Source organism: Aestuariivirga sp. (assembly GCF_037139295.1).
In the GTDB taxonomy this organism is placed as follows: domain Bacteria; phylum Pseudomonadota; class Alphaproteobacteria; order Rhizobiales; family Aestuariivirgaceae; genus Aestuariivirga.
The window spans coordinates 1-2,068 of the sequence record NZ_JBAXGR010000265.1 but is presented as its reverse complement, the minus strand read 5'-3'; the positions used below and the strand labels follow the sequence as shown (position 1 = coordinate 2,068).

The following is a 2,068-nucleotide window of genomic DNA, read 5'->3' as shown; positions in this document are numbered from 1 at the left end:
TGGACAGGAGTTCAGAGCATCCATCATTCAAAGCGAACGATAAAGGTATTTGAACTGAATACCCGCACCATGTGATGTTTTGGGAGGCGTATGGCGAGCCAAATAGCGGGCTCCTTCGCCACGCACCAACAATCGCCGCCAGTTTTTCCAGTCTATTTGTTCAACCATGGGCATGAATTGCGAAAGCGGTGGATCGTTTTTATCTGTTAAAGGATTTGGGTCGACTGACAGGTAATCCCTGGACTTTCTGGTGAGACCTCTCTCGTATTCTGAGTGTTAATTGTGTAAATTCTGGCTTCTGTTTACAGGCCTTAGGTCGTGTCCCCAGGCGTGGTGTAGCTTCTGACGGTGAAGCCGTTCGCGAAGCGCGCCCACAGGGAGCGCTGTAGCGAGCGAACGGCTTTCGGTGGTCACCGGGGTTTCCGGTAGGGTCTGGTTGCGACCTCAACCCCAAGACCGGAGAACCACCGATGACCGACGACATAATGAACCTGCGCAGCCTTCTGGAAAAGACGCCTGATGCCGATGTGCTACGCGAGATGATCGGCTTTGCCGCTGAGAGGCTCATGGAGCTTGAGGTAGGCGCTCTCACCGGGGCTGCCCCCGGCGAGAAGAGCCCGCTGCGGCTTGCCCAACGCAACGGCTACCGCGACCGGGACCGGGAGACCCGTGCCGGGACGGTGGAACTGTGCATCCCGAAGCTCAGGAAGGGCTCCTACTTCCCGGGCTTCCTCGAACCACGGCGCATGCAGGCTGTGGAACGTTGCGCGGGTTGAATGACGGGATGGTTCAGATCGCCGCCGCCCTCAACGGGCGCGGCATCGTGGGCAAGAGGGGCGGCGAGTATCACGCCTCAACAATCAAGGCGGTGTTGGAGAACGATCTACACGTCTAACAAGTTGGACGAAGCGCAGGGCCGCCTTGCTGACCTCGCGGGACATCACTGCCTGATAAGCAATGAGCAGATGCTGCCCGCGGTGCACGCCATGAACAGGCAAGGGCTCGCGACCTCCCCGGCCTGCGTGTAAGCCAACTTCGGAACCTAGCCCGACACGACGAACGATATGATCTCGGCGTTAACGACTTGATGGAAGTCTGACTTCGTCGTCATCATACGGTCACAAGTTCTCTGCAATCCAAAACGATCAGCCTATCGTATCGATAGTAGCTTAAAATAAATGAGGGCGATGATGAAGAAGTTGTTTCTTGCCGCAGCAATGGTAGTGGCCCTTGCCGCCCCTGCCCTCGCCAACCAATGCCCCACGCTGATGGTTAAGATTGACGATGCGATGAAAACGACCACCGTAGACGAGGCCACCAAAGCCAAGGTGATGGAGCTTTACACCAAGGGCAAGGCCGAACACGAAGCCGGTGACCATGCGGCGTCGGAGAAAGATCTTGATGAGGCCATGAAGCTTCTGGGCATCTGACGAGCCGACGTGCATCCCCGCCTCGTATCGAGACGATGGATTACCGCTGCCTGCACGATCATCCACCGGTATAGCAGGTGCTGAGCGGAAGTTTGCCCAATTCTCGAAATCCATACAGTGAGTATGGGGACTAGCTCGGTCGGCACACGTGATGTTGTCGACCTTGTCTCTACAGCCAGAAGTTTGCCTCCCGGCCAGTCCGCTTCATAGCGGCATGTGCGATGGCGAACCTGTGCTCTTCTCTTGATCAGATTGGAATAGCTCACAATGACAACGACCCTTCACGACATCGTCGACACGGCAGTCGCAGCTGGCTCCTTCAAGACGCTCGTCGCAGCGGTAACAGCAGCGGGACTAGGCGAAACGCTCAGGGGCGCAGGACCGTTCACGGTGTTTGCACCGTCGGATGATGCCTTTGCCAAGCTGCCCGCCGGTACCGTCGAAGAACTCGTCAAGCCCGAGAACAAGGCCAAACTCACCGCCATCCTCACCTATCATGTGATGGCAGGCAAGGTAATGGCGGCGGACGTTTCCGGTAAGAAGCTCGAGCCCACCACCGTGAACGGCGCAGCACTCCACGTTGATGGCACGTCCGGCGTCACGGTCAATGGCGCCAAGGTGACGACAGCAGACATCAA

At 57.3% G+C, this 2,068-nt stretch carries 3 protein-coding genes and 1 pseudogene; all 4 read left to right on the top strand.

Going from position 1 to position 2,068, the window contains the following annotated elements; all coding sequences use genetic code 11:
- Positions 1-470: 470 nt before the first annotated feature.
- A pseudogene (locus tag WCJ41_RS21730) lies at positions 471-749 on the top strand (transposase); the annotation flags it as partial.
- Positions 750-784: 35 nt separating this feature from the next.
- Complete coding sequence (locus tag WCJ41_RS21725) at positions 785-895, top strand: recombinase family protein (protein ID WP_336907923.1); 111 nt, start codon at positions 785-787, stop codon at positions 893-895.
- A gap of 292 nt (positions 896-1,187) precedes the next feature.
- On the top strand, positions 1,188-1,430 hold the full coding sequence (locus WCJ41_RS21720; RefSeq protein ID WP_336907922.1) for a hypothetical protein: 243 nt from the start codon (positions 1,188-1,190) through the stop codon (positions 1,428-1,430).
- Between the two features lie 267 nt (positions 1,431-1,697).
- The coding region (locus tag WCJ41_RS21715) for a fasciclin domain-containing protein (RefSeq protein ID WP_336907921.1) at positions 1,698-2,068 on the top strand (371 nt) is incomplete at its 3' end.